The sequence below is a fragment of the Saccharothrix xinjiangensis genome, assembly GCF_039527585.1.
GTDB classification, from domain to species: domain Bacteria; phylum Actinomycetota; class Actinomycetes; order Mycobacteriales; family Pseudonocardiaceae; genus Actinosynnema; species Actinosynnema xinjiangensis.
Window position 1 is genome coordinate 52,312 of sequence record NZ_BAAAKE010000019.1, and the last position, 25,913, is coordinate 78,224.

The following is a 25,913-nucleotide window of genomic DNA, read 5'->3' on the forward strand; positions in this document are numbered from 1 at the left end:
GAGCCGAATCCGTCGAGCGGAACCCGCTGAGCAGGGCCCGCCGAGTGAAGACCCGGGCGGACTTAAGTGGAGCCGCCGACGACCATCCGGATGGTGAAGCCGTCCGCGTCCCGGCTCAGGGACACGTCGCGGCACGTCCGGTGGGTCAGCCACAGGCCGAGGCCCGCGGTCGTGGTGCGCTCGGTGGGCACCAGGCCCGCGGTCGGCGAGGCCGGGCCCTCGCCCCGGTCGGCGACGGCCACCACGACGTGCGCGTCGTCCGCCCAGACGCGCAGCCGCGCCGGCGGCTTGCCGTGGGTGAGGGCGTTGGTCACGGCCTCGCTCGCGGCGTAGACGACGTCGTCCAGCTCGTCCCTGGTCAGGCGGGTGGCCACGCAGGCGGCCGACACGGCGCGCCGCGCCTCGGCCGGGCTCGGGTCCAGCAGGTCGACCAGCGGGTGCTCGACCTCCAGCGGGTCCCGGTCCGGCTCCGGCCAGGTCCAGGACCCGAGGTAGTCGGGGTTGGCGAGGTGCCGGCCGCCCGCGCCGGCCACCCTGGGGTGGGCGCGCAGGACGTCGGCCAGCACGTCGGCGGGCGTGGTCCGCAGGTCGTAGGGGCACAGGCCCCACAAGGGGACCTCGGCGAAGATGTCGTTGACCGCGGCCTCGTAGCGGGACCACCAGTCCCACGAGGCGCCCGTGCCGGTGTGCGGCACGTCGCCCACCACGCGGATCTGCGCGACCCCGGCGTACTCGGCGAAGACCTTCCGGTACTCCAGGATCGTGTCGGTGGGCCGGGAGTACTGGTCGGAGCCGGGCAGGAAGCGGAGGGCCGAGGGGTCGGCGACCCGGTCGCGGAGGAGGCGCTCGTTGGCCGCGCCGCACGCGACGAGGACAGGCTCGCCGGCCGACACGCCCTCGTCGAGGAACGGCACGACCAGGGCCTGGAAGTCGGCGTCGCTGCCGTAGAACGCGGTCTCGTGGAAGTAGCCCTCGTGCCCGCGGGCCGCTCCGGTCCTCATTCGGCCTCCACCCTCAGTCCGGGCACCCCCACCAGCGCGGCCAGCCGTGCCGGGGCCGAGCGCCGCGTGCGCAGCACCACGTCGCCGTCCGCGGCGCGGGACAGGGCGAACAGCGCGTGGTGGTCGATGAACTCCAGGGACGACCCGTCCACGACGACCGGGCCGCCGCCGGCGCGCAGGTCGGCGCGGTCCAGGGCGCGGGTGAAGTCGTCGCGGCTCTCCAGGTCCAGCTCACCGTCCAGGGCGACCCGCGCGTGGGGCACCGCGTAGAGCCGGAACGGCGAGCCGCCCGTGCCGCTGGCCGGGTGCAGGCAGGCCAGCTGGCCGATGGCCGACGCGGGCAGCTCGGTCCGGTCGTAGGCGCACATCGCCGCGAACGGCTCGCCCGCCATGTACCGGTCGACCAGGTGCTCGTACCGGCAGAACGCGTCCAGCGCCTCGTCGCCGCGGACCATCGGGGTGGCCTCGGCGGCCACGCGCAGGCCCGAGAAGCCGTCGGCCAGCGCGGCCCGGGTCGCGGCGGCGTAGGTGGCGACCTGCTCGGCCGGGGTCACCGCGCCGCCGTCGCCGTAGGTGTCGTCGATCGACACGACGCGCAGCGCGCCGGAGTCCAGGGCCGCGCCCAGCTCGGCGACGTGGGAGAGCAGCTCTTCGGTCGGGCCTTCGGAGACGTACCAGCACCGCTGGCCCAGGGCCAGCCCGTCGGCCAGGAACTCGACGGCGCGCCGGCGGAACTCCGCGGGGTCGTCGTAGGGCCAGCAGATGTGGTCGTGCAGCCCGAGCCCCCTGGTGGCGTGGAGGACGCCAGAGGTGCGCATTCCGCGATGCTACGCCGCGCGGCGCGTCAGCGGACCCGCCCGTTGCGCGAAGTCAGCGGCGCCACCTCGCGCGCGAGGGTGGCCACGCCGACGATGCCCGCGTCGTCGCCGAGCTGGGCCGTGCGGAGGCGGGCCAGCGGGCGGTGGCCCGCGCCGGTCACCACCTCGGCGTAGCGCTCGCGGGCGTCGTCGAGGAACAGCGGCGCGGACTCGGACACGCCACCGCCGATGACCACCACCTCGGGGTCGTACACGTCGGCGACCAGGGCCAGCCCGTCACCCAGCCACCGGGCCAGGTCGGCGACGGCGCGCTGCGCCAGCGGGTCGCCGTCGCGGGCCGCGCCGGCCACCCGGCGGCCGGTCACCTTGCGCGGGTCGTCCGCGGCCTCCCGTGCCAGCACGGTGGACAGGCCGGGGTGGCGGGCCAGCAGCTCCACGGCCGTGGCGCCCAGGGCGGTGCCGCTGCAATAGCGCTCCCAGCAGCCGCTCTTGCCGCACGGGCAGGGCCTGCCGTCCGGCACGAGCCGCAGGTGGCCCAGCTCGGGCGCGACGCCGTGCGCGCCGCGGAACACCTCGCCGTCGACCAGCAGCGCCCCGCCGATGCCGGTGCCCAGGGCCACCAGGGCGGCGACCCGGGCGCCGCGCGCCGCGCCGAAGCGGTGCTCGGCCAGGGCGGCGGCGTTCGCGTCGTGCTCCAGGACCACGGGCAGGCCCACGCGCCGGGCGATCCGCTCCGCGACCGGGGCCCGCCGCCACGCCAGGTGCGGCGCGAACAGCACGGTGCGCCGGTCGGGCGCGACGAAGCCCGCGACGGCCAGGCCGACCGCCGACACGGGGTGCCGGGACGCCAGCTCGGCGACCGCCGCGCCGATCGCCTCCTCCAACGCCTCCTCGCCGGCGGGCGTGCCCGCGCGGGCCGTGTCGAGGACCGAGCCGTCGCCGTCCACGACGCCCGCGCGCACGCTGGTGCCGCCGACGTCGACGCCGACGGTCAGCACCGGTCCGCCCGGCCCCGACCCGCCTAGCACCGGTTCCGCCGGACGACCCGGATGTGCTGGACGCGCGGCCTGGCGGGGCCCTCGGGCTGCTCGGGCCGCTCGTCCGCCGCCGGCGCGGCGGGCGGTTCGGCCAGCGCGGCCCGCAGCACGGCGATCAGGCCCGCCACGTGCTCGGCGGCCTTGGCGGCCAGCTCCGAGCGGTCGCCGCGCGCCAGCGCCACCGCGTTGCACAGCGGGCACCAGCCGCAGCCGCCCGCGTCGTGCCCGCCCTGCTCGGCCACCCGGTGCAGCCAGGGCTGCGCCCGTTCGGCGGCGGCGTCGAGCAGCAGGCGCAGCTCCTCGACGAGCGTCGGGTCGGCAGGCTTCCGGTCCACGCGCCTCACCGCATCCACAGGTCGGGGTCGGGTGCGAACCGCACCGCCAACCCGGTGTCGTCCAGCTCCGCGCCGGTCACCGCGCAGCGCTTGAGCAGCGACGGCAGCGCGATCAGCTTGCGCCTGCCGTCCACGGTGACGGCCAGCTCGTCGCCCACCCGGGCCAGGTCCAGGTCCGAGTCGCCCACGCGCAGCGCGAGGCGCAGCGTGTACTCCAGGTCGCCGGTGCGCTCCACCTCCAGCAGCGGCACGTCCGGCGCGCCGCCCTCCAGCGGGTCGCGGCCGCCGTAAAGGCCCTCGGCCACGTCCAGCAGGGCGTCGGGGCCGACCGGTTCGACCGCCCGGTGCTCGACGGTGCGCACCTCGCCCAGGTCGGCGAGCCCGTCCAGCACGGCGTCCTGCTCGGCGCGGCGGGTGCGCAGCCAGGTCGCCGCCGCGCCGGTGTCCGCGCCGGGGTGCGGCACGACCCGGTTGGCGACCACGCCGTCGACCCGGATGCCCTGGAGGGCGAGCGCGGTGACGGTGCGGCGGGTCTCGGCGGCGACCACCCGCTCGGGGGTCAGCACGAGCCGGACGCCGGTGGTCGGCGAGGTCAGCAGGTCGCGCAGCTGCTCCAGGCCCTCCGCGAGCCTGCCGAGCGCGTCGGCGGTGTCGTCCCAGCGCTCCACCGAGCCGCTGCCCGCGACACCGGCCAGCAGGCCGCGCACCACGCGCCGGTGGGCGGGGAACAGCCGCTCCAGGTAGGAGGCGAACGCCTCGGGCAGGGCCAGCAGGCGCAGGGTCTCGGCGGTGGGGCCGCAGTCGACCACCACCACGTCCCACGTGCCGCCGCGGGCCAGGCGCCGCACCTCCGAGAGCGCGAGCAGCTCCTCCACGCCGGGCAGCACGGTCAGCTCCTCGGCGTCCAGCTCGTCCACGCCCGCGCCGGCGAGCACGGTCCGCAGGTGGCCGCGCAGGTCGCGCCACGCGTCGTCGACGAGGGCGCGGGGGTCGACCTGCGCGGCGTGCAGGCCGTGGTCGACCTCGGTGGCGTGCGCGGGCAGCGGCGCGCCGAGCGCGTCGCCCAGCGAGTGGGCCGGGTCGGTGGACACGACCAGGGTCTTGCGGCCGCCGGCGGCGAGCGCGACGGCGGTGGCGGCGGCGAGGGTGGTCTTGCCGACCCCGCCCTTGCCGGTGAACAGCAGCAGCCGGGCGGTCACCGCGCGTTTTCCACCCGCCGCTTGAGCTCCTTGAGCGCCGTGTCCATGATCATTTTCTCGGCCTTGCGGCGGAACAGGCCGATCATCGGCACCACCAGCTGGACCGACAGCGTGTAGGTCACCTCGGTCGAGCCGCCCTTGGGGCTCAACGCGTAGGCGCCCTCCTGCGACTTCTGCATCTGGCCCCGCACCAGGTGCCACGAGATGCGGTTCGCCGACCACTCGTCGTAGGCGAGCACGTACTCGTCCTTGATCGGACCCTGGTCGATGTTGAACTTCACCTGGGCCGCGCGGCCGTCCGCCCCGTCCTCCAGCACCTCGGTGCGCTTCACGCCGTTGGCCCACTCCGGGTAGGCGTCGAAGTCGGCGATGACCGCCACGATCTCCTCGGGCGTCGCGTCGATGACGATGGACTGGGTGGACTCGTCGGCCATGCGGGGAGGCTACCCGGTGGTCGGGTTCACCAACGCAGCACGTGGGGCGTGCCGGTGCGCTGGAAGTGGCCGACGTTGACGCACTCGGTCCAGCCCAGCCGCACCCTCCTGGCGAGCGGCTGGTGGACGTGCCCGAACACCGACCACCGGGGCCGCACGCGCTCGATCACCCCCACCAGCGACGTGGAGCCGCGCTCGGGCCTGCGCGCGACCACGTCGTAGGTCAGTTCGGGCACCGCGGGCGGCACGTGCGTGCACAGCACGTCCACCTCGCCCAGGGCCTCCAACGCCGCGCCGAAGTCCTCCTCGGTGCGCAGGTAGGGCCGCCACGGCGCGCGCCGGTTGGGCACGAAACCGCGGTCGAGCACGGCGCCGCCCGCGAAGCCGAACCGCAGGCCGCCGATCTCGGCGGTCCCCCCGTCGAGCACGTGCACGCCGTCGCCGGCGAACAGCGGCCACAGGGACGGGTCGTCGACGTTGCCGGGCGTGGCGTAGGTGGGCGCGCTCATCACCGCGAACAGCTCGGTGTACTGCTCCAGGATCGCCTCGCGGACCACCTCGGCGGCGTTGTCCAGGCTCTCCCACAGCGACCGCATGTAGTGGACGGTGTCCGCGCCGACGTGCCCGCGGCGCAGCCTGGCGAACACCTCGACCTTCTCCCGGCCGAACACCCGACCGAGGATCCCCTTGCCGTGGTCGTGGTAGTCGACGAAGTCGACCAGGTCGCCCAGGACGACCAGGGCGTCCGCGCCGTCACCCGCGCGGGCGAGGGCCTCCGCGTTGCCGTGGACATCAGAGACGACGTGAACCCGCACGAGTGGGGAATCTACGGCAGGGCGGGCGCGACACCCGGAGGGCGACCGGCCTCCAGGGTCGTCTTCAGGCCCAGCGAGACCTCCTTGGCGGCCAACTGGCGCCGCCGCACCTCCCGCCGGACGCGCTTGGCGGGCGGGTCGCCCGGCAGGTCCGCGCGGAGGAAGTAGTGCAGCAGGGTGCCGTCCAGGACGGGCTCCAGCCACACCTCCATCGTCCCGACCAACGCGCCGGCGACCGTCCAGCGCAGGCCCTGGACGCCCCGGTCGGCGTACACGTCGAGGGTGAGGTCGGGCCAGTACCCGCGCCACGCCGGCGGCTGCGCGAAGGCCGCCGCGACCACGGCCGGCGGCACCGCGAGGAAGGTCTCGTCCACGACGTCAACGCTGGGCACGGGTGGGAAGAGTGCCACGACACGGTCACGGAACCGTCGCCCGGCCTGGTGTATCGCCGGAATCACAGGCTAAGTTTCCCCACCGGTAACAACCAACGTCCGGAGGTTGACGTGCGCGAGTTCAGCGTCCCCGCCACCGCCACTGTGGCCGCCGAGGAGAACCTCACCGACATGGTGTGGGCGAACGCGGAGCGCTTCGGCAACGCCGTCAGCTTCCGCCGCCGCGTCGAGGGGACGTGGGTGGACCTCACCGCCCGCGACTTCGCCGCGCAGGTGCTCGCGGTGGCCAGGGGTCTGCTCGCGGCGGGGCTCCAGCCCGGCGACCGCGTCGGCCTGATGTCGAAGACCCGCTACGAGTGGACGCTGCTCGACCTCGCCATCTGGCACGCGGGCGGCGTCGTGGTGCCCATCTACGAGACCTCGTCGGCCGAGCAGGTCGAGTGGATCCTGTCCGACTCCTCGGCCAAGGCCGTGTTCGTGGAGACCTCGGAGCACCGCGCGATGGTGGAGCCCTTCGCCGGCGGCCTGCCCGAGCTCAAGCACGTGTGGCAGATCGACGGACCGTCCGGCGACGTCGGCGGCGCGATCGAGGAGCTGACCGGGCTGGGCGCGTCGGTGACCGACGAGGACGTGCACGCCCGCCGCAAGGGCGTCGCCGCGGACGACACCGCGACCATCGTCTACACCTCGGGCACGACCGGCCGGCCCAAGGGCTGCGAGCTGACCCACCGCAACCTGCTGTCGGAGATCCGCGCGGACATCACCGCGTTCCCGCGGCTGATGCAGGCGGGCAACTCGCTGCTGCTGTTCCTGCCCCTGGCCCACATCCTGGCCCGCGCCATCGCGCTGACCAGCGTCTACGCCCGGGTCACGCTGGGGCACACGCCGGACGTGAAGAACCTGGTCGAGGACCTCCAGTCGTTCCGGCCCACGTTCGTGGTGGCCGTGCCGCGCGTGTTCGAGAAGGTCTACAACGGCGCGAAGCAGAAGGCCCACGCGGGCGGCAAGGGCAAGATCTTCGACGCCGCCGAGGCGACCGCCGTGGCCTACAGCCAGGCGCAGGACGGCGGCGGCGCGGGCCTGGGCCTGAAGGTCAAGCACGCGGTGTTCTCGAAGCTGGTCTACAGCAAGCTCCAGGCGGCCCTGGGCGGGCGGTGCCTGGCGGCGGTGTCCGGCGGCGCGCCGCTGGGCGAGCGGCTGGCGCACTTCTTCCGCGGCGTCGGCGTGCCGGTGCTGGAGGGCTACGGCCTGACCGAGACCAGCGCGGCGGCGTGCGTGAACACGGAGGCGGCGTTCCGGGTGGGCACGGTCGGCCGCCCGCTGGCGGGCACCTCGGTGCGCATCGCCGAGGACGGCGAGATCCTCGTCAAGGGCGAGGTGGTGTTCCGCAGCTACTGGAACAACGAGAGCGCCACGTCCGAGGCCCTGGAGGACGGCTGGTTCCACACCGGCGACATCGGCAAGCTGGACGGCGACGGCTTCCTCAAGATCACCGGCCGCAAGAAGGAGATCATCGTCACCGCGGGCGGCAAGAACGTCTCCCCCGCCGTGCTGGAGGACCGGCTCCGGGCGCACCCGCTGATCAGCCAGTGCATGGTGGTCGGTGACGCGCAGCCGTTCATCGGGGCGCTGGTCACCATCGACCCCGAGTTCTTCCCGACGTGGAAGGAGCAGAACGGCAAGCCGGCGTCGGCCGAGGTGGCGGACCTGGTGGACGACGCGGCGCTGCGCGCGGAGATCCAGTCGGCGGTGGACGAGGCCAACGCGGCGGTGTCCAAGGCGGAGGCGATCAAGAAGTTCCGCATCCTGCCGGTGGACTTCACCGAGGCGGGCGGCGAGATGACGCCGAGCCTGAAACTGCGCCGCTCGGTGGTGGCCAACACCTACAAGCAGGACATCAAGGCCATCTACGAGGACTGATCGCCCTGCCCCCGGCAGGACTCGGCCACAGGTACAGACGGGTGGCCCGCACCATTTCGGTGCGGGCCACCCGACCCCCAGTGATCGCGTATCCGCTGACGCGGACCCGATGAGTTGTCGTCCCGGTCCCCCAACCGGGACGTCTTGAAGACTGCCGTAGTTCGCTGTCGTATCGCTGACGCGGTGATGACTCGCGGTGTCAGCGCTCGCCCTAGGCTGTACCCGGCAGGGTGCGACGAGGGGACGCGAGCGGATGGGGTCTGGGCCGTGGTTCGGTCTTCTCGGCCCGCTTGAAGTGCGCATACAGGGTCAGCCGGTGCCCGTGCGGGCCGGGAAGCACCGGGCGCTGCTGGCCGCGCTGGCGTTCCGCGCGAACCGCGTCGTCTCAATTGGCGAGCTGGTGTCGTTCCTGTGGGGCGACGACCCGCCGGCGCGCACGCGCGGCACGTTGCAGACCTACGTGATGCGGCTGCGGCAGCTGCTCGGGGACCCGTCGCTGATCCGGACCACTTCGGACGGCTACCGGTTGGTGGTGCCGCCCGAGCAGGTGGACGTGCACCGGTTCACCGCCACCGCGAGCCGGGCCCGGCAGGCCGCGCGGTCGAACCGCCTGACCGAGGCGTCCGACCTCTACGCCGAGGCGCTGGGCCTGTGGCGCGGCCCGGTGCTGGCGGACGTGCCCTCCGACGCGCTGCGCGACGACGAGGCGCCCCGGCTGGCCGAGCGGCTGCTGGTGGCGCACGAGGAGCGCGTCGACGTCGAACTGGCGCTGGGCAACCACGAGCGCGTGGTCCCGGTGCTGCGCGCGCTGACCACGGACCACCCGCTGCGCGAGCGGTTCTGGGCGCAGCTGATGATCGCGCTGTACCGGGGCAGCAGGCAGGCCGAGGCGCTGGAGGCGTTCCGGCTCGTCGACCGGGTCCTGGACGAGCAGCTGGGCATCGAGCCGGGCGCGGCGCTGCGCGAGCTGCACCAGGCGATCCTGGTGGGCGACCCGAGCCTGGCCGCGCCGGCCGGGCGGGTCGCGCCGGACGTGCCGGACCAGCTGCCGCCCGAGGTGCCCGGGTTCGTGGGTCGCGTCGAGGCGGTGGAGCGGATCTCCCGGCTGGTCGCGCCGGACGGGCAGCGCACCGCGGTGCCGATCGTGGTGCTGACCGGGGTGGCGGGCGTGGGCAAGACGGCGCTGGCGGTGCACGTGGCGCACCGGCTGCGGGACCGGTTCCCGGACGGGCGGCTGTACGTGGACCTGCGCGGGTACTCGGTGGGGCCGCCGACACCGGTGGTCGACGTGCTGACCCGGTTCCTGCGGGCGCTGGGCGTGCCGCCGGAGCAGATCCCGGTGGACCCCGACGAGCAGAGCACGCTGTTCCGGTCGCTGCTGGCCGGGCGGCGGATGCTGCTGGTGCTGGACAACGCGGCGGCGCCGGACCAGGTCCGGCCGCTGCTGCCGGGCGCGGCGAGCTGCCCGGTGCTGGTGACCAGCCGGGACGACCTGCGCGGCCTGATCGCCGTCGACGGCGCCCGGCGGGTCGGGCTGGACGTGCTGGAGCCCGCCCAGTCGCTGGCCGTGCTGGGGAGGTCCGGCGCGGCGGCGGAGGAGCTGGCCCGGCGGTGCGGGCACCTGCCGCTGGTGCTGGACGTGGCGGCGGCCTCGGTCGGCGGCGGTTCCGTGGCGCGGTACCTGGACCGGTTGGACCACCGGGACCCGCTGCACCTCGCGCACGAGGCCCTGCCCCCGGCGGCGCGGCGGCTGTTCGGGCTGCTCAGCGTCGTGCCGGGGCCGGACTTCACGCCGGAGGCGGCGGCCGCCGCGGCGGACGTGCCGGTCGCCACGGCCGCCGCGCTGCTCGACCGGCTGGCCGAGGCGCGGCTGGTGCGGTCGGTGGGCGGCCGGTACTCGTTCCACGACTCGATGGCGCGGTTCGCCGCGTCGGTCGCCGGTGACGTGGCGCCCGCGCGCCTGCGGCTGCTGGAGTTCTACGTGCGGGCGGTGGACCACTGCGCGGAGCTGCTGTACCCGGACCTGATGCGGTTGCCGTCGGCGGGCGGCGGCGGCGCGCGGCCGGCGGGGGTGGACACGGCGGCGCGGGCGCGGGCGTGGCTGGACGCGGAGCGGGCGAACCTGGCCGCGGCGATCCGGTCGGCGGCGGAGCACGGGCCGGCGGCGGTGTCGTGGCGGCTGGCCGACGGGCTGCGCGGGTACCTGTGGATCGGCAAGCACGTGACCGACTGGCTGCTGACCGCGCAGTACGGGATGGACGCCGCGCACGAGCAGCGGGACGTGGCCGCCGAGGCGGCGATGCACCAGAACCTGGGCACGCTGCACTGGCGGCTGGGCGACTTCGCCAAGTCGATCGCGCACTGCACGCGGGCGGTAGAGCTGCACCGGGTGACCGGCGACCTGGCGTCGGAGGCGGGGGTGCGCGGGAACCTCGGCGTGGTGCGGCTGGAGGCGGGCGACCTGGCGTCGGCGCGCAACGACCTGGAGACGTGCCTGGCGCTGAAGCGCGAGTCGGGCGGGCCGCGGTCGGGTGAGACGGGGGTGCTCACCGGGCTGGGGGTGCTGGCCATCGAGACCGGCGAGCTGGCCGAGGCCGTCGACCTGCTGGGCGAGGCGCTGGCGGTCAGCGTCGAGCACGGGTTGCGGAGCAGCGAGATCACGGCGTTGACGCTGTTAGGCGTGGCGGCTCAGGCGATGGGTGAGCCGCAGCGCGCGCTGTCGCGCCTGGCCGACGCGTTGCGGTTGGCGACCGAGGCGGGATTCCGGGAGGCCGCGGCGAGGGCGCTGGAGGTCACCGCGTCGGTGCGGCTGGACCTGGGCGAGCACGCGGAGGCGCTGGACCTCGCCGACCGGGCGCTGGGCGAGCTGTGCGAGGGCGGTGACCAGCGGATCACCACGAACGTGCTGGTGGTGATGGCGTCGGCGAACCGGGGCCTGGGTTCGCTGCGCGCGGCGGACGGGCAGTTCCAGCAGGCGTTGACCAAGGCCCGCCGGATCGGCTACCCGTCGGGCGAGGCGCGGGCGCTGGTGGGGCTGGCGGGCGTGCGGCGGCTGCTGGGCGAGGCGGGCGAGGCGCGGGCCCTGGCCACCGAAGCGGTCTCCCTGACCACCCGCCTGGGCTTCCGCCTGATCGAGCGGGCCGCGCGCACCGAACTGGCCGCCGCGCACCGCGCCCTGGGCGACGACCTGGCCGCCACCACCGAACTGGACCAAGCCACCCACCTGCTGGACCTCCCCCCTCCACCCCCCTAACCCCGCGTGTCCTCCACTCAGGCATCGCGTGTCCTCCACTCAGGCATCGCGAGTCGAACACTCAGGTCGACCGTGTCCCACGTTCAGGACCCCCGAGTTCTACGTTCAGGCAGCCCTCGGGGGTGACGCGAACGTAGAACTCGGGGGTCCTGAGTGTTCGACTCGCGCGGTCTGAACGTTCGACTCGCGGTGTCGGAGTGGAGGACACGTGATGCCTGAGTGGAGGACACGTGATGTCCGAGTGGAGGACACGCGGTTAGAGGTGGGATTGGTCCGGGTGGTCGTCGGAGAGGGGGACGGCGCGGAGTTGGTCAGCCACGTCGGCCGGGTCCGCTTCCAGGGTGTCGGGGACGGAGGTGGAGGGGGTGTCGCGGCCTACGGCGGCTTCCTCGTCCAGGTCGACCCCCTCCGGTTCCGGCACGGCGGGGCGCAGCTGGTCGGCCGCGTCGTTCGACGGCGTCTCCGGACTCATTCGGTGATCCTCCCGAGGCGCAGGGCTAAGGCTCGCTGCCACCGTAGGCGGCGGCAGGCGCGCTCGCATCTTGTCGTCCGGCGGGTAGCAGGTGAGCGCGTCACCGCCGAGGCCGAACCGCTGCTCGACCCGCTGTCGGAGGAGGTCCCGGCGCAGCGGGACGAGCTGGAACTCGCGAGTTGACGGCCGCGCCTCGGGCGCGGGTACGACCGCGAGCCAGACCGGGACCGGGACCAAACCCAGACCGGGCGCGCCCCGCCCCTCGGGTTCAGCCGTTGATCAGGTTCGCCAGCCGGTCCGCCAGGTCGTCCCACCGCCAGTGCCGCGTGACCCACTCGCGCCCGGCCTCGCCCATCTTCGCCGCGGTGCCCGGGTCGGCCAGCAGCTCGGCCACCGCCGACGCCACCTCCGACACCTCGCGGCCGTCCACCACGCGCCCGGTCACGCCGTCGCGCACCGTCTCCGGCGCGCCGCCCGACCGGCCCGCCACCACGGGCAGCCCGCTCGCCGACGCCTCCAGGTACACGATGCCCAGGCCCTCGACGTCCAGGCCCCGGCCCCGGGTCCGGCACGGCATGGCGAACACGTCGCCCGCGTTGTAGTGCGCGGGCAGCTCCTCCCACGGCACCGAGCCGGTCAGCACGACGTGCTCCTCGACCCCCTCGGCCACCGCCAGCTTCTCCAACGCCGCCCGGTACGGGCCGCCGCCGACCACCAGCAGCGCCGCGCCCGGCACCCGCCGCCTGATCTCCGGCAGCGCCCGCACCAGCACGTCCTGCCCCTTGCGCGGCACCAGCCGGGACACGCACACCACCACCGGCCGGTCGCCGAGGCCGTAGCGGGCGCGGAGGTCGGCGCGGGCGGCCGGGTCCGGCCGGTAGACCGAGGTGTCCACGCCGGACGGCAGGTGCTCCAGCGCCGCCATCGGCCCGAACGCCGCGGCGAACCGGGACCGCGTGTACCGGCTCACGAACGTCACCACGTCCACATCGGACCCGATCCGGCGCAGCGCCTGCCGCGCGCCGGGCAGCATCGACCAGCCCACCTCGTGCCCGTGCGTGGACGCCACCACCCGCTCCGCGCCCGCCGACCGCAGCCACGGCGCCATCAGCGCCAGGGGCGCCGCCGCGCCGAACCACACGGCGTCGCAGCGCGCGCCGCGCGCGATGTCCGCCGCCCGGCGCACCACGTCGGGCGTGGGCAGCATCAGCGTGCCGGGGTGCCGCACCACCTCGAACGGCTGCACCTCGTCGAACTCCGGGTGCGAGCCCGCGGGCGAGGTCCACGACGGCGCGTACACCACGAGGTCCGGCAACCGCACGGCCAGGGCGTGCAGGTAGGCCTGGATGCCACCGGGCCGGGGCGGGAAGTCATTGGTCACCAGGAGGGTCCGACGCACGCGCACACGTTACGGGAACGTCGCCGCCAGGTACTCGCGCCAGCCCGAGACCAGCTCGGCGACGCCCCAGCCGGTCAGCTCCGGCAGCAGCTCGTCCACTTCGGACGCGGGCGCCCGCGCCAGCCGCCGGTACAGCTCCACCAGGCCCGGTTCGCCCAGCACCGACGCCAGGTACTCGTTGAGCGACCACGCCTGCTGGTAGGCCAGCTCCATGTCGGGCCCGCGGAAGTCGGCGTCCGAGGGCAGCCCGGTCGGCGGGGCCTCGCGCACCGCGGCGGCCAGCAGCGGCGCGGCCCGCCGCGGCGGCACGCCGCTGCCCCGGTAGCCCACGTAGTCGGCGAACCCCTCCAGCAGCCACATCGGCGCGCCGTCCGCGGTCTCGCCGCGCACCGCGACGTGCGTGATCTCGTGCCGCAGCAGCACCCGCAGCGCGATCGGCGACAGGGCGCCCGCGCTGTCCGGGTTGAGCACGACCCGCTGGCCGCGCGCGGTGCGCGTGGCCGGGTCCACCCGGTCGGCCACGGCGACGCCCGCGATCGCGCCGGTGGCGAACCCTGGCCCGACCAGCGCGCTCATCTCCTCGACGCCGGAGGGCACCAGCACGGCCACCTGCCGCGCCCACGCCCGCCCCCACACCTCGGTGACCGCGCGCACCGCGCCGTCCAGCTCGGCCAGCGCCCGGCGCGCCAGCACCTCGCCGCCGGGGTGGGAGATCACGAAACCGCCGGGTCCGCCGTGCACCTGGCAGGGCCCGAAGTCCCACGGCCCGCGCCAGGTGCGCCTGCCCAGCGGCTCCAGGGCGGTGTCGGAGTTGAGGTACCAGCGGTCGCCGCGCCGGGTGAACAGGTAGGCCATGCCCTGGCCGCTGGGTTCGGCGTCCACGCCGCGCAGCCGGTAGGACAGCCGCACGCCCGGCGCCCACGCCTCGTCGGCGGCGGGCGGGACCAGCGAGGACAGGTCGGTCTCGCCGCTCCCCAGCAGGTAACCCCACTCGGCCAGCGGCACGGCGGCGAGGTTGCGGAACAGGTCGCGCTGCCGCTGCCGGAACCCGGGGTCGGCCAGCGGGTCGAGGTCGGCGGTGAACGCCGCCTCGTCGCGGGCGAGCAGCGCTCGGGCCCGCCGGTCGAGCAGCGACCGGACCTCGGTCACCCGCGCGGGCGCGGCCTCGGCGGCGGGCGCGGGCCGGTCCGGCGCCACGGCCGTGGCCAGGCCGCCCAGGAAGGTCAGGGCCACGAGCAGGGCCAGCGGCACCCGGTAGCGGCTCACGGCGCGGGGAAAGGGCGTCGGCGGGGCCATCCCGTCCAGGATGGCCCCGCCGGTCGCTCTTGTCAGCCCTCGATGCGGCGCATCGCGTAGATGGTGCCGGGGTTGGACAGCGGCACGATCTTCACCGGGACGCCGTCCGTGGAGGCGTGCACGACGTTGGCGTTGTCCACGGCCATGCCGACGTGCATTCCGCCGTTGTAGATGATCAGGTCGCCGGCGCGGACCTCGGCGCGGCTGACCGCGCGGCCCGCGCCCGCCTGGCCCTGGCTGGTGCGCGGGATGCTGATGCCCGCGAACGCGTAGGACTTCATGGTCAGGCCGGAGCAGTCCCAGACGCTGGGGCCGGTCGCGCCGTACTGGTACATGTCGCCGATCTGGTCCAGCGCGTGCTGGAGGGCCCGGCCCGCCGTGCCCGCGGGCACGGTCACGTTCGGCACGCTGCCCACCGACCGGAGCGTGGTGCGCTCCTGGGTGGTCAGCCGGTCGAGCTGGCTCTTGACCTCGGTCTTCTGCTTGTCGAGGTCGTTCTTGCGCGCCTTGATCTCGTCCGCGATGCGGATGGCCTCGTCGGTCGCGGCCTGCGCGTCGGCCTGCGCCTTGGCGGCTTCCTCGCGCGCGTTCTCGGCCGCGTCGACGGCGCCGGAGAGCCGGTCGAGCGCCTCGTCGTTGTCGGCGGCCAGCACGCCCAGCGCGGACATGCGGTTGAGGAAGTCCTGCTGGGACTCCGCGACCAGCAGCGCCGACAGCTGGCTGAACCGCGCGCCCTCGAAGGAGGCCTCGGTCAGCTTGTCGACCTGGCCCCGGAACTCCTCCTCGGCCGACTTGGCCTGGTCACCCTCCTGGGTGGCCTGGGTGAGGTTCTGGTTGGCCTGGTCGAGCTTGCCCTGGTTGAGGTCGCGCTGCTCCTCGGCGCGCAGCAGCTCCTCGTTGAGCTTGGTGGCCTGCTCGGCCAGCTCGTTGTACTTCTTCAGCGCCTCGGAGGCGTTCGCGGGGGTGTTCGGTTGCGCTCCGGCCGGTACGGGCATCGCGCCCACCGCCGCAGCGGCCACCGCCGTGGCCGCCATCGCCCCGCGCAGTCCGCGCTTGAGTCGTTGCGACGCCACAGTCGCGTGTGTCTCCTTCAGTGTGAACCGCCTACCGGTCCGGGCACGCGCAGGCGCCCGGCAGCTCAGCTGAACGTTTCCGGCTCGGCTCCCCGACAGGCCGATTCGGCGGTGAACCCGCGCCGCCGCCCAGGATGGTCGGCTGCCTCCGCGAGGTCTCGGCTAGGTTACGAAAAGTGAGCCCAATCGTCCACTAGCGGGGGACGCAAAACCTCAAGAGTTCACTTCCAGTACCGAACGGGCCAGCCGTGACCTCATGGTGTGACCCCCGGTGGTGTTAAAAACACGATCCGTGTCACACCCGGACGAGCCGGGCCAGGAGCACCGGCGAGGGCACCGGGTGGGCGCCCCGCCGCCGGACGGAGTCCGCGACCGCCCGGTCGGAGGTCACCACGACCACCGGCCGGCCCTCCGGTTCTGCGGTCACCAGCGCCCGAATCACGTCGTCGGCCAGCACGCCCGGGTCGCTGAACAGCACCCGCACCCCGCGCGGCGCGGCCGTCGGCACGGCCACCACGCCCGCGCCGTCGAACACCAGCGTCACCTCCGCGCCGGTGCGCGCCGCCAGCACCGCCAGCTGGTGCACCAGGCGGTCGCGCTGGTCGGACAGCGACAGCTCCGGGTAGCCCGTCTTGGTCACGTTGTAGCCGTCCACGATCAGGTGGACCGCGGGCAGCGCGAGCAACCGGTCCAGCGCCGCGGGGTCCTCCACCCGGCCGACCGCGCCCTGCGCCGCGCTGGCGCCCCGCACGAGGTCCGCCGGGCGCGGCCCCGAGCCGCCGAGGGCCAGCTCGCGGCGCAGGCCGTTCACCGCGCCGTCCAGGGTGTCCACCAGCAGCGCCAGGCGCACCTCGTCGGCCTGGCGGGCCTCCTTCGCGGACTGGCGCGCCACCTCGGCGTCGGCCGCGGCCCGCTGCGCCTTGGCGCGCTCGCTCTCGGCGCGCTCGCGCTCCCGGTCGCGCTCGGTGGTCAACCTGCGCACCTCGGCCTCGGCCTCCGCGCGCACCCGCTCCACCTCGACCGCCGCCGACTCGGCCCGGTCCTTGGCCTCGCGCACCCGCACGCCCTGCTCCCGCAACCGCTTGCGCAGCCGCTCCAGCTCGGCGTCGGCGCCCTGCCGGACCTGGTCCACCGCGCCGTCCAGCTCGGCCCGCTCCTCCCGCAGCCGCACCAGCTCGTGCTCCAGGCGCTCGGCCCGCTGCACGGCGGCGTCCCGCTCGGTCCGCAGCGCCGCGTCCGCCACGCGCCGGGTGACCAGCTCGATGAAGTGGTGCGCGACCTCCTCGCCCTGGAGGACCGCCGCCGCGCCCGCCGCCACCGGGTCGGGCGCGGTGACCTCCAGCGTCGCCGGCCGGTTGCGCTGGAGCCACTCCACGACGGCCGCGCGGAAGTTCGCCGACGACCGCAGCCCGGCGATGAGGGCCCCGCTGCCGAGCCGGGCGCGCTTGGTGGGCGCGAACCGCGCCACGGCTCGCAGCGACTGCGGGACGTCGACCTTCGCCAGGTCGGCCAGCGCGTCGGCGCTCAGCTCGGCCAGCCTCGTGCGCAGCGGCTCGGGCAGCGCACTCCAGTCCACAGTGGACTCGACGGGCTCGTCCGGTTCACCGGTGTCGAGCTCGTCCAGGGGCGCGGTCGGGTCTTGCACCCGTACAGGCTACGGCCCACCCTACCCATCCACCGATCCGGTAACACGGGGCAGCGGCGCTGACTGTCAGTACCGACCCACCGCACGACCGGCTGATCCCGCACCCGGTCGCCGACCCCCTCCCCGCCCGCTCCCTCCCCTCCCCTCCCTCCCTCCCGCTCCCCCCACCTCGTTTGTCGGTGGTGGCGGCTACCGTGCCGACCTGATGACCAGTCAACTCACGTTCGACGAACTGGGCACCCCGCTCCGCGACACCACGTTCGTCGTGTTCGACCTGGAGACCACGGGTGGTCGGGCGGACGAGGACGCGATCACCGAGATCGGCGCGGTCAAGGTGCGCGGCGGGCGGGTGCTCGGGGAGTTCGCCACCCTGGTCGACCCGGAGCGGGGCATCCCGCCGCAGGTCAGCGCGCTGACCGGGATCACGCAGATGATGGTCACCGGCGCGCCGCGGCTCACCACCGTGCTGCCCGCGTTCCTGGAGTTCGCGGCCGGCGCGGTGCTCGTCGCGCACAACTCCGGCTTCGACGTGGGCTTCATGAAGGCCGCCTGCCACCGCCACGGCTACGCCTGGCCCAAGCCGACCGTCGTCTGCACGGTCCGCCTGGCCCGCCGCGTGCTGACCCGCGACGAGGCGCCCAGCTGCCGGCTGTCGGCGCTGGCCGCGCTGTTCGGCGTGGCCGAGCAGCCCAACCACCGGGCGCTCACCGACGCCCGCGCCACCGTCGAGGTGCTGCACCGCCTGCTGGAGCGGGTCGGGTCGGTCGGCGTGCACTCGCTGGAGGAGCTGCTCGCCTACCTGCCCGAGGTGACCGCGGAGCAGCGCCGCAAGCGCACCCTGGCCTCGGACCTGCCCTCGACGCCGGGCGTGTACCTGTTCCGGGGTCCCTCGGACGAGGTGCTGTACGTCGGCACGGCCTCCGACCTGCGAAGACGCGTGCGGCAGTACTTCACCGCCAGTGAGGGCCGGAAGCGGTTGCGGGAGATGGTCGCGCTCGCCACGCGGGTGGACGTGGTCGAGTGCGCCCACCCGCTGGAGGCCGAGGTGCGGGAGCTGCGGCTGATCACCGCGCACAAGCCCGCCTACAACCGGCGCTCCAAGAACCCCAAGGGCGTGTGGTGGCTCGTGCTGACCGACGAGGCGTTCCCGCGCCTGTCCGTGGTCCGCGCGCCGAGGGAGGGCGCGTTCGGCCCGTTCCGGTCGCGGCGGCTGGCCGAGGCGGCGGCCGAGACCCTGCTGGAGGCCGTGCCGCTGCGGGCGTGCGCCCAGCGCATCCCGGCGCGCAACCCCTCGGGCGCCCCGTGCGCGCTCTACGAGCTGGGCCGGTGCAAGGCCCCGTGCGCCGGGAGGCAGTCGGCGGACGAGTACGCGCCCGCCGCCGACGCGTTCCGCAGGCTCGTCGCGGGCGTCGACACGGAACCGCTGGGCGTGCTGGCCGCCCAGCTGGACGCCCTGGCGGAAGCGCACCGGTTCGAGGACGCGGCCACCCGGCGCGACCGGGTGTCGTCGCTGGTGAGGGCGCTGGACCGGGGGCAGCGGCTGGCCGCGCTCGCCGCCCTGCCGGAGCTGGTGGCGGCACGGCCCGACGGCTCGGGCGGCTGGGAGTTCGCCGTCGTCCGGCACGGGCGGCTGGCGTCGGCCGGGGTGGCGCGGCGCGGCACGCCGCCGATGCCGGTGGTGGACGCGCTGGTGGCGGCGGCGGAGACCGTCGTGCCGGGCGAGGGCCCCCTGCTCGGCGCGCCGGGCGAGGAGGTGGGCGTGGTGCTGCGGTGGCTCGACCGCCCCGGCACGCGCCTGGTCCGCTGCGACGTGCCGTGGACCTCGCCCGCCGGCGGCGCCGGGTCGTGGCGGGGGTGGGTGGCGCGCGCCGACGCCGGTCGCGACCAGTACCGGGACGTGGGCCACTAGCATGTGGGCGGTCGAGAACCCCGACTGAGGAGGACCGCTGTGATCACCGCGATCGTGCTGATCCAGGCCGCCGCCGACACCATCCCGGACGCGGCGCAGGCGATCGCCGACATCGAGGGCGTCACCGAGGTCTACTCGTGCGCCGGCGACGTCGACCTGATCGCCCTGGTCAAGGTCGCCCGGCACGAGGACCTGGCCGACCTGGTGCCCGGCCGCATCTCCAAGGTGCCCGGCGTGCTGAACACGGACACCCACATCTCGTTCCGCTCGTACTCCAAGCGCGACACGGACGCGGCCTTCGCCATCGGCCTGGACGACGCCTGACCCCCACCCACGCGCGAGTCGTCCCCCCAGACCCCGCGAGTCGTACCCCCAGAACGCGCGAGTCGTACGCCCAGAACCACCGTGTCGTACGTCCAGAACGCGCGAGTCGAACGTTCAGGACCATCGTGTCGAACGCTCAAGACCCCTGAGTTCTACGTTCGCGCACCCCCGCCGACCTGCGCGGGGGTACCTGAACGTTGAACTCGGGGGTCCTGAACGCACGACACGGTCGACCTGGGCGTACGACTCGCGCGTTTGCGGAAGCACTTGGGCCCGGCTGCACCCCTGAAGAAGAGGGGTGCAGCCGGGCCCGTGTGGTGTTGGTCAGTCCTCGGGTTGGGACGGCTTGCCGGCCAGTTCGCCCGCGGACGCGTTCTCGCCGCTCAGCGCGTCGTTCCCCGAGACGCCGCGCTCGGCCCGCGCACGGGTCAGCGCCGTCGTCTCCTCCGGCGGGTCCGGGGTCAGGAAGCTGCCCGGCACCGGGTGCCCGGCCGACCCCAGCTTGTTCATCTTCTTCGGCACCGGCGCCGCCTGGTACTCCAGCGGCAGCGGGTGGCCGTGGTCGTCCACCGGGCCCAGCGGCTGGTGGACCTCGATGAACTCGCCGTGCGGCAGCCGCTTGATGATGCCGGTCTCCACGCCGTGCTCCAGCACCTCGCGGTCGGCCCGCTGGAGGCCGATGCAGAGCCGGTAGGTGAGGAAGTACGCCAGCGGCGGCAGCACCAGCAGGCCGATGCGGCCCATCCACGTCGTCGCGTTCAACGAGACGTCGAACTTGTACGCGAAGATGTCGTTCGCGCCCATGACCAGCAGCACCATGAAGTACGTGATGGCCATGACGCCCAGCGAGGTGCGGACCGGCACGTCGCGCGGGCGCTGGAGCAGGTTGTGGTGCGCGTAGTCCTTGGTGAGCTTCCGCTCGATCCACGGGTAGACCGCGGCGATGCCGGTCAGCAGCGGCAGGCCCAGCATGAACGGCAGGAACGGCTCGGGCACCGTGTAATTGCCCAGGTACAGCTCCCACGCGGGCCAGATGCGGACCAGGCCGTCGGTCCAGCCCATGTACCAGTCGGGCTGGGAGCCCGCCGAGATGTGACCCGCGTTGTACGGGCCGAAGTTCCACACCGGGTTGATCTGGAACACGCCGCCCATGATCGCCGTGACGCCCACGACGATGGCGAAGAAGCCGCCGCCCTTGGCCGCGAACACCGGCATGATGCGCACGCCGACGACGTTGGTCTCCTTGCGGCCCACGCCCGGGAACTGGGTGTGCTTCTGGTACCAGACCAGCGCCAGGTGCGCCGCGACCAGCGCCAGGATGATGGCCGGGATGACCAGGATGTGCAGCGTGTAGAACCGCGGGATGATCTCCGTGCCCGGGAACTCGCCGCCGAAGGCCAACCAGTTCAGCCAGGTGCCGATGACCGGGAACGACAGCAGCAGGCCCGCCATCACCCGCAGGCCGGTGCCGGACAGCAGGTCGTCGGGCAGCGAGTAGCCGAGGAAGCCCTCGATCGCGCCGAGCATGAACAGCACGATGCCGATGACCCAGTTGATCTCACGCGGGCGGCGGAACGCGCCCGTGAAGAAGATCCGGAACATGTGGATGACGATCGCGCCCATGAACAGCAGGGCCGCCCAGTGGTGGACCTGCCGCACGAACAGGCCGCCGCGCACTTCGAACGAGATCTCCAGCGTCGACTCGAACGCGCGGGACATCGGGATGCCCTGGAGGTTCTGGAACGTCCCGTCGTAGATGATCTCCTCCATGGAGGGATCGAAGAACAACGCCAGGTACGTGCCGGACAGCAGCAGGATGATGAAGCTGTAGAGGGCGATCTCGCCCAGCAGGAACGACCAGTGGGTCGGGAAGACCTTGTTCAGCTGCTTCCGCATGCCCGAGGCCATGTGGAAGCGGTCGTCAGCCCACTTCGCGGCGCCGCCCGTCACCCGGGCGGCCGCTCCTTGCCGCTTCGTCGGCGTGGTGATGCCGCTCATGACTTACGCTCCCAGAACGCCGGACCCACAGCCTCGATGAAGTCGCTGCGGGCAATCAAGTATCCCTCTTCGTCCACCGTGATCGGAAGCTGGGGAAGGGCGCGGGTCGCGGGGCCGAAGCGCGGCTTGCCGTAGTGGAAGACGTCGAACTGCGACTGGTGGCACGGGCACAGCAGCAGACCGGTCTGCTGCTCGTACAGCGACGCCGGGCAGCCCAGGTGGGTGCAGATCTTCGAGTAGGCGTACAGGTCGCCGTAGTTGAAGTCCTCCTGGCCGGCCCGCTTGACGATCTCCTGGCCGGGGCGGAAGCGCAGCAGCAGGACCGGGGCGTCGACCCGCTTGGTCGCCACGATGAGGGCGTGCTCGTCCTCGCGCTCGGACTCGCGGAACGGGAAGACGGTCATGTAGCCGCCGGCGTCCAGGTCCTCCGGGCGGACCAGCTGCACCTCGTGCGGGTCGCCCGTGTAGTTGCGCAGGTAGACCTTCTCGCCGTTCTCCGACTTCCAGCCCGTGTGCCACAGCGAGTCCTTGTTGTCGCTGTCCTTCCACGGGTCGCGGATGAGGCTGCCCAGCGGCAGCGCCGCCACGCCGATGCCGAACACGCCGGCGCCCAGGCCCGCGGTGCGCTTGATGAGCGACCGGCGGGCGATGGTGCTGCGGTCGCCCGCGTCGGCCAGCTCGGCCAGCACGGTCGCCTTGTCCACCTCGGCCGAGCCGCCGTCGTGGCGCTGCTGGACGGACAGCTCCTCGGGGATGAACTTCTTCGTGTACAGCAGCGCGCCCACGCCCAGCGCCGTGACGGCCAGGCCCAGGGTGAGGCCGATGATCGGCGTGTACAGGCTGTACAGGAAGTGCGCGTCGGTGCGGGGCGTCTCGTACTTCCACGGCCACCAGATGAAGGCGACCAGGAACGCGATGCCGGAGAGCGCGGAGATCAGGAACCACAGGGCGACCAGGCGCTCGGCGCGCTTCTCGGCGCGCGTGCCCTTGACCGGCCAGCGCTCCTCGTAGTGGACGATCTCCACGCCGTCCATGTTGGTGCCGAGCTTGACCAGCTCGTCCCTGCTCATGCCGGCGAGTTCCGCCTCGCCGGGCAGGTTGGTCGGCTTCTCGCCGCTCATGCCTTGGCTCCGATCCAGAGGGTCACGCCGATCAGGGCGGCGATACCCACGATGAACGCGATCAGACCCTCCGATACCGGCCCGAGGCCGCCGAGGGGGGCGCCGCCGGGGTTGTTGTTCCCGTCGGACACCGACTTGATGTACGCGATGATGTCTTCCTTCTCCTCCGGCGTGAGCTGCCGGTCGGAGAACTTCGGCATGTTCTGCGGGCCCGTCTGCATGGCCGTGTAGATCTGCTCCTCGGTCACGCCCTCCAGCTCGGGCGCGAACTTGCCGGACGACAGCGCCCCGCCGCGACCGGTGAAGTTGTGGCACGCCGCGCAGTTGAGCCGGAACAGCTCGCCACCCCGGGCCGGGTCGTCACCGCGCAGCTCGGCGCCGGTCTCCTCGGGGGACCGGGGGCCGCCGCCGCGGGACTGGATGAACGCGCCGAGCGCGTCGATCTCCTCGGGGGTGAACTTGGCGGGCTTGCGCAGGGCCTGCGCCTCCTGCCGCGCCATCGGCATGCGGCCGGAGGAGACCTGGAAGTAGACGGCGGCCTCGCCCACGCCGATCAGGCTCGGGCCGCGCCCCTCGACGCCGTCGAGGTTCTTGCCGTGACAGCTGATGCAGGTGTTGTTGTAGAGCTGCTCGCCCAGCCGCACCTGCGCCGGGTCGTCCTGCGCCACCGCGGTCTGCGGCTGCGGCGCCAGGGCGCTGAACAGGAAGCCCGCGGACAGCAGCGCGAAGCCCAGCGCGAGCAGGCCCGAGATCCGCCTGCGCAGCTTGGTGCTGCGCTTCCGGGCCCGTGTGGTGTTGGTGGTCATGTGTGCGGCAACCCTTGCTGGTGTGAGTTCGGGGTTCTTGCTGGTCAGGGCACGATGTAGATGACGGCGAACAAGCCGATCCAGACGACGTCGACGAAGTGCCAGTAGTAGGACACGACGATCGCGGAGGTCGCCTGCGCGGGCGTGAACTTGCTCAGCTTCGTGCGGACCAGCAGGTAGCCGAACGCGATCAGACCGCCGATCACGTGCAGGCCGTGGAAGCCGGTCGTCAGGTAGAAGACCGTGCCGTAGGCCGAGCCCGGGATGGTCGTGCCGTGCTCGACCAGCTGGACGTACTCGTACGCCTGGCCGCCCACGAAGATCGCGCCCATGATCAGCGTCAGCAGGTACCAGCGGCGCAGCCCGAAGACGTCGCCCCGCTCGGCCGCGAACACGCCCCACTGGCAGGTGAACGAGGACAGCACCAGGATGGTGGTGAACACCAGGGCGTAGGGCACGTTCAGGTGGGTGGGAGCCGGGGGCCACGGGCCCTCGTTCTGGGCCTTCACCGTGAAGAACATGGCGAAGAGCCCCGCGAAGAACATGAGCTCACTGGACAGCCACACGATCGTGCCGACGCTGACCATGTTCGGGCGGTTCAGCGAGTGCACGCGCTGGCCGATTGAGGGCGCTGCCGTTGTCACACGACGCATTATTGCTTGCAGGTTTTCGCCCCGCCCATCGGGTCCGGGCGGGTGCGCTGGTCATCTGGGTCACACGGAGCGGTGGGTGCGGTCATGGGGTTGCTGGGCAGGTTGCGCGGACGGCTGCGCGGCGGGGGCGGACCCGCGCTGCGGATCGATTCACCCGGACTGGTGGTGGTCGTGGAGGCGTTCGACCTCGCGGAGGCCGACTCGGCGGCGCTGGCGCGGTCGCCCGGGTGGCGCGCCGACGAGCCCGCGGTGCTGCGGCACCACCTCGAACTACCCCCTGACCAGGTAGAACGCGCCCGCGAGCTGCTCACGCCGGACGGCTGGGAGCTGCGCGTGGGCGACCGCGTGCACGCCCTGCGGGTGCAGCGGCTGGACGCGCTGCACTGCGCCCAGGAGCGGGCCAGGATGGCCGGGCTGGCGCAGCGGCTGGGCGGCGACTGGATCGGGTGGGACGCGCTTCAGGTCACAGCGCGTTAGCCGGATAACATCTCCGTCACCTGGCACCCGACCCGCCGGAGGACGCGCAGATGAGCACGCAGAAGACCCGGATCCTGGTGTTCAGCCACCGCCCCGAGGTGCGTGAGACGATCGTCACCGCGGTGGGCCGCCGTCCCGCGCCGGACCTGGGCCGCGTCGACTACGTCGAGGTGGGGGCGGTCGCCGAGGTCCTGTACGAGATGGACAAAGGCGGGATCGACCTCGCGATCCTCGACGGCGAGGCGCAGCCGACCGGCGGCATGGGGCTGTCGCGGCAGCTGAAGAACGAGATCACCGACTGCCCCCCGATCGTGGTCGCGGTGCGTCGCAAGGACGACCGGTGGCTGGCGACGTGGTCGCAGGCGGACGCGGTGCTCGTGCACCCGCTCGACCCGCTGGCCGCCGCCGAGACCGTGGCCGAGGTGCTGCGCTCGACGGCGCTGCCGGCCGTGCGCGGTTGATCGCCGTGGAGCGCACCTGGCCGTTACTGCTGAACCAGCTCATCGCCGGGACCGACCTGTCCGAGGAGGACACGTCGTGGGCGATGGACCAGGTCATGACCGGGGCCGCGACCCCGGCGCAGGTGGCGGGCTTCGCGGTGGCGCTGCGCGCGAAGGGCGAGACGCCCGAGGAGGTCGACGGCCTCGCCAAGATGATGCTGCACCACGCCCGCCGGTTCGAGGTGCCCGGCCGGGCGGCGGACATCGTCGGCACGGGCGGTGACCACTCCGGCTCGGTGAACATCTCGACGATGGCGACGCTGGTCGCCGCCTCCGCCGGGGTGCCGGTGGTCAAGCACGGCAACCGCGCGGCGTCGTCCCAGTGCGGGACGGCGGACGTGCTGGAGGCGCTGGGCGTGGCCATCGACCTGCCGCCGCTCGGCGTGCAGCGGACCGTGTCCGAGCTGGGCATCGGGTTCTGCTTCGCGCCGGTGTTCCACCCCGGTTTCCGGCACGCGGGCGCGCCCCGCCGGGAGATCGGCATCCCGACGGTGTTCAACCTGCTCGGGCCGCTGACGAACCCGGCGCAGCCCCGCGTCGGCCTGATCGGGTGCGCGCGGGAGAGCGCGGCGCCGCTGATCGCGGGCGTCCTGGCGCGCCGCGGCAGCACCGCGCTGGTCGTGCGCGGCGACGACGGCCTGGACGAGATCACCACCACGACCACGACCGCGGTGTGGGTGGTCGACGGCGGCGAGGTGCGGCGGGACCGGGTCGACCCGGCGCGGCTGGGCGTGCCGCCGGCGCGGCCCGAGGACCTCAAGGGCGGGGACGCGTCGGTGAACGCCGAGGTCGTGCGGGAGCTGGTGGGCGGGAAGCCGGGCGCGGTGCGCGACGCGGTGGTGCTCAACGCGGCCGGCGCGATCGCGGCGCACGAGGGGCTGTCCGGCGACCTGGAGGCCGACCTGGTGGCGGCGCTGGGGCGGGCGGGCGAGGCGATCGACTCCGGCGCGGCGGCGGACCTGCTGCGGCGGTGGGCGGCCCGGTCGACGGAGCTGAAGGCGACGCTCGGCCCCTGACCGGCCCTGACCGGCCCCAG

Annotated in this window: 24 protein-coding genes; 7 read left to right on the top strand and 17 right to left on the bottom strand. The window is 73.8% G+C overall.

The genetic code is table 11. From position 1 onward, the window contains the following. Positions 1-62 precede the first annotated feature (62 nt). From ABD223_RS29420 to ABD223_RS29455, 8 genes are read right to left on the bottom strand one after another with little or no spacing between them, the layout of a single operon-like run. Positions 63-1,001: an anti-sigma factor RsbA family regulatory protein gene (locus ABD223_RS29420; RefSeq protein WP_344039837.1), complete on the bottom strand. Its 939-nt coding sequence runs from the start codon at positions 999-1,001 to the stop codon at positions 63-65. Then, positions 998-1,819, bottom strand: a complete 822-nt coding sequence (locus ABD223_RS29425) for an MEDS domain-containing protein (protein WP_344039838.1) — start codon at positions 1,817-1,819, stop codon at positions 998-1,000. The genes ABD223_RS29420 and ABD223_RS29425 overlap by 4 nt, the downstream gene beginning before the upstream one ends. A 26-nt stretch (positions 1,820-1,845) precedes the next feature. Further along, on the bottom strand, positions 1,846-2,817 hold the full coding sequence (locus ABD223_RS29430; protein ID WP_344039840.1) for an ROK family protein: 972 nt from the start codon (positions 2,815-2,817) through the stop codon (positions 1,846-1,848). A gap of 23 nt (positions 2,818-2,840) precedes the next feature. After that, positions 2,841-3,191, bottom strand: a complete 351-nt coding sequence (locus tag ABD223_RS29435) for a hypothetical protein (protein WP_344039842.1) — start codon at positions 3,189-3,191, stop codon at positions 2,841-2,843. Positions 3,192-3,196: 5 nt separating this feature from the next. After that, a complete protein-coding gene (locus tag ABD223_RS29440) occupies positions 3,197-4,390 on the bottom strand; it encodes an ArsA family ATPase (protein ID WP_344039843.1) in 1,194 nt (397 codons plus the stop codon). Then, the gene (locus tag ABD223_RS29445; RefSeq protein WP_344039844.1) at positions 4,387-4,824 is read right to left on the bottom strand and encodes an SRPBCC family protein; all 438 of its coding nucleotides are present in this window, start codon (positions 4,822-4,824) and stop codon (positions 4,387-4,389) included. Before ABD223_RS29445 ends, ABD223_RS29440 begins: the two co-directional genes overlap by 4 nt. Positions 4,825-4,850: 26 nt before the next feature. After that, entirely contained in the window at positions 4,851-5,639 is a 789-nt protein-coding gene (locus ABD223_RS29450) for a metallophosphoesterase family protein (RefSeq protein ID WP_344039845.1), read from the bottom strand. Between the two features lie 11 nt (positions 5,640-5,650). Next, a complete protein-coding gene (locus ABD223_RS29455) occupies positions 5,651-6,031 on the bottom strand; it encodes a polyketide cyclase / dehydrase and lipid transport (protein WP_344039846.1) in 381 nt (126 codons plus the stop codon). Between the two features lie 111 nt (positions 6,032-6,142). Between ABD223_RS29455 and ABD223_RS29460 the strand changes: the two genes are divergently transcribed. Together ABD223_RS29460 and ABD223_RS29465 are read left to right on the top strand one after the other, a co-directional pair. Next, positions 6,143-7,951 carry an AMP-dependent synthetase/ligase gene (locus ABD223_RS29460; protein ID WP_344039847.1) on the top strand — a complete coding sequence of 603 codons (1,809 nt, stop codon included), beginning with the start codon at positions 6,143-6,145 and terminating at the stop codon, positions 7,949-7,951. A gap of 316 nt (positions 7,952-8,267) precedes the next feature. Further along, the gene (locus tag ABD223_RS29465) at positions 8,268-11,204 is read left to right on the top strand and encodes an AfsR/SARP family transcriptional regulator (RefSeq protein WP_344039848.1); all 2,937 of its coding nucleotides are present in this window, start codon (positions 8,268-8,270) and stop codon (positions 11,202-11,204) included. A gap of 256 nt (positions 11,205-11,460) precedes the next feature. Here the strand turns inward: ABD223_RS29465 and ABD223_RS29470 are convergent, their stop codons facing one another. The 5 genes from ABD223_RS29470 to ABD223_RS29490 form a co-directional block, all read right to left on the bottom strand. Next, positions 11,461-11,676 carry a hypothetical protein gene (locus ABD223_RS29470; protein ID WP_344039849.1) on the bottom strand — a complete coding sequence of 72 codons (216 nt, stop codon included), beginning with the start codon at positions 11,674-11,676 and terminating at the stop codon, positions 11,461-11,463. Positions 11,677-11,944: 268 nt separating this feature from the next. Next, complete coding sequence (locus ABD223_RS29475; protein ID WP_344039850.1) at positions 11,945-13,075, bottom strand: glycosyltransferase family 4 protein; 1,131 nt, start codon at positions 13,073-13,075, stop codon at positions 11,945-11,947. Between the two features lie 9 nt (positions 13,076-13,084). Further along, on the bottom strand, positions 13,085-14,371 hold the full coding sequence (locus ABD223_RS29480; RefSeq protein ID WP_344039851.1) for a hypothetical protein: 1,287 nt from the start codon (positions 14,369-14,371) through the stop codon (positions 13,085-13,087). Between the two features lie 32 nt (positions 14,372-14,403). After that, positions 14,404-15,444: a C40 family peptidase gene (locus ABD223_RS29485; protein ID WP_344039852.1), complete on the bottom strand. Its 1,041-nt coding sequence runs from the start codon at positions 15,442-15,444 to the stop codon at positions 14,404-14,406. 295 nt (positions 15,445-15,739) lie between these two features. Beyond that, the gene (locus ABD223_RS29490; RefSeq protein ID WP_380648400.1) at positions 15,740-17,089 is read right to left on the bottom strand and encodes an NYN domain-containing protein; all 1,350 of its coding nucleotides are present in this window, start codon (positions 17,087-17,089) and stop codon (positions 15,740-15,742) included. A 205-nt stretch (positions 17,090-17,294) separates the two neighbouring features. Between ABD223_RS29490 and ABD223_RS29495 the strand changes: the two genes are divergently transcribed. Both ABD223_RS29495 and ABD223_RS29500 read left to right on the top strand, forming a co-directional pair. After that, positions 17,295-18,998 (top strand): DEDD exonuclease domain-containing protein, encoded by a 1,704-nt coding sequence (locus ABD223_RS29495; protein WP_344039853.1) that lies wholly within the window; start codon positions 17,295-17,297, stop codon positions 18,996-18,998. A gap of 39 nt (positions 18,999-19,037) precedes the next feature. After that, on the top strand, positions 19,038-19,322 hold the full coding sequence (locus ABD223_RS29500) for an Lrp/AsnC family transcriptional regulator (RefSeq protein ID WP_344039854.1): 285 nt from the start codon (positions 19,038-19,040) through the stop codon (positions 19,320-19,322). 324 nt (positions 19,323-19,646) lie between these two features. On the opposite strand, the gene qcrB is transcribed toward ABD223_RS29500, so the two are convergent. Genes qcrB through ctaE form a run of 4 tightly spaced genes read right to left on the bottom strand, consistent with a single transcriptional unit; the run spans position 19,647 to position 23,900 of the window. After that, positions 19,647-21,320, bottom strand: a complete 1,674-nt coding sequence (gene qcrB, locus ABD223_RS29505) for a cytochrome bc1 complex cytochrome b subunit (protein WP_344039855.1) — start codon at positions 21,318-21,320, stop codon at positions 19,647-19,649. Then, a complete protein-coding gene (gene qcrA / locus ABD223_RS29510; RefSeq protein WP_344039856.1) occupies positions 21,317-22,441 on the bottom strand; it encodes a cytochrome bc1 complex Rieske iron-sulfur subunit in 1,125 nt (374 codons plus the stop codon). The genes qcrB and qcrA overlap by 4 nt, the downstream gene beginning before the upstream one ends. Continuing rightward, the gene (qcrC, locus tag ABD223_RS29515; RefSeq protein WP_344039857.1) at positions 22,438-23,247 is read right to left on the bottom strand and encodes a cytochrome bc1 complex diheme cytochrome c subunit; all 810 of its coding nucleotides are present in this window, start codon (positions 23,245-23,247) and stop codon (positions 22,438-22,440) included. Before qcrC ends, qcrA begins: the two co-directional genes overlap by 4 nt. 44 nt (positions 23,248-23,291) lie before the next feature. Beyond that, entirely contained in the window at positions 23,292-23,900 is a 609-nt protein-coding gene (gene ctaE / locus ABD223_RS29520; RefSeq protein ID WP_344039858.1) for an aa3-type cytochrome oxidase subunit III, read from the bottom strand. 84 nt (positions 23,901-23,984) lie between these two features. On the opposite strand from ctaE, the gene ABD223_RS29525 reads away from it, so the two are divergent. Genes ABD223_RS29525 through trpD form a run of 3 tightly spaced genes read left to right on the top strand, consistent with a single transcriptional unit; the run spans position 23,985 to position 25,893 of the window. Next, a complete protein-coding gene (locus ABD223_RS29525) occupies positions 23,985-24,377 on the top strand; it encodes a hypothetical protein (protein ID WP_344039859.1) in 393 nt (130 codons plus the stop codon). Between the two features lie 50 nt (positions 24,378-24,427). Then, positions 24,428-24,838, top strand: a complete 411-nt coding sequence (locus ABD223_RS29530) for a hypothetical protein (protein WP_344039860.1) — start codon at positions 24,428-24,430, stop codon at positions 24,836-24,838. 5 nt (positions 24,839-24,843) lie between these two features. Further along, entirely contained in the window at positions 24,844-25,893 is a 1,050-nt protein-coding gene (gene trpD, locus ABD223_RS29535) for an anthranilate phosphoribosyltransferase (RefSeq protein ID WP_344039861.1), read from the top strand. Positions 25,894-25,913: the final 20 nt, after the last annotated feature.

Coding starts and splice junctions, on each gene's coding strand:
- ABD223_RS29495 (WP_344039853.1), top strand. CDS start 17,295: ATGACCAGTCAACTCACGTTCGACGAACTGGGCACCCCGCTCCGCGAC.
- qcrA (WP_344039856.1), bottom strand. CDS start 22,441: ATGAGCGGCGAGAAGCCGACCAACCTGCCCGGCGAGGCGGAACTCGCC.
- ctaE (WP_344039858.1), bottom strand. CDS start 23,900: ATGCGTCGTGTGACAACGGCAGCGCCCTCAATCGGCCAGCGCGTGCAC.
- ABD223_RS29480 (WP_344039851.1), bottom strand. CDS start 14,371: ATGGCCCCGCCGACGCCCTTTCCCCGCGCCGTGAGCCGCTACCGGGTG.
- ABD223_RS29445 (WP_344039844.1), bottom strand. CDS start 4,824: ATGGCCGACGAGTCCACCCAGTCCATCGTCATCGACGCGACGCCCGAG.
- ABD223_RS29420 (WP_344039837.1), bottom strand. CDS start 1,001: ATGAGGACCGGAGCGGCCCGCGGGCACGAGGGCTACTTCCACGAGACC.
- qcrB (WP_344039855.1), bottom strand. CDS start 21,320: ATGAGCGGCATCACCACGCCGACGAAGCGGCAAGGAGCGGCCGCCCGG.
- ABD223_RS29425 (WP_344039838.1), bottom strand. CDS start 1,819: ATGCGCACCTCTGGCGTCCTCCACGCCACCAGGGGGCTCGGGCTGCAC.
- ABD223_RS29530 (WP_344039860.1), top strand. CDS start 24,428: ATGAGCACGCAGAAGACCCGGATCCTGGTGTTCAGCCACCGCCCCGAG.
- ABD223_RS29525 (WP_344039859.1), top strand. CDS start 23,985: ATGGGGTTGCTGGGCAGGTTGCGCGGACGGCTGCGCGGCGGGGGCGGA.
- ABD223_RS29470 (WP_344039849.1), bottom strand. CDS start 11,676: ATGAGTCCGGAGACGCCGTCGAACGACGCGGCCGACCAGCTGCGCCCC.
- qcrC (WP_344039857.1), bottom strand. CDS start 23,247: ATGACCACCAACACCACACGGGCCCGGAAGCGCAGCACCAAGCTGCGC.